Source organism: Vibrio sp. 10N.222.49.C9, assembly GCF_041474985.1.
Lineage (GTDB): Bacteria > Pseudomonadota > Gammaproteobacteria > Enterobacterales > Vibrionaceae > Vibrio > Vibrio crassostreae_C.
This window is the reverse complement of the sequence record NZ_JBFRVD010001165.1, coordinates 1-255: the sequence shown is the minus strand read 5'-3', so window position 1 is coordinate 255 and position 255 is coordinate 1. Positions and strand designations below refer to the sequence as shown.

The window sequence follows — 255 nt, the reverse complement described above, 5'->3', positions numbered from 1 at the left end:
TCTGATAGTGCCGTAAGTTCTTAGTCCTACTTCGGGTATATCTAACCCTGCTTTTTTTGCTAAAAGCATAGTGAAAAGTTCATTGGCGACTATGCATGGCGCACGACCGGTTTCAAATTTGAAGATGTAGTTTGAGCACAAGGCGCCTTCGCCAAAACCCAGTGAGCCATCGTGCTTTACCAATAAGTTTAATTTATCTTGTACACCTGCCACTGACAGGCGTGTTGCGCCGTTCCATATTGAAATAGCCTCAAG

At 44.3% G+C, this 255-nt stretch carries 1 protein-coding gene; it reads right to left on the bottom strand.

Annotated elements, in window-relative coordinates; genetic code table 11:
- Window positions 1-255 (bottom strand): HipA domain-containing protein (locus tag AB4585_RS27390; RefSeq protein WP_372171897.1); only part of this gene is annotated, 255 nt, incomplete at both ends.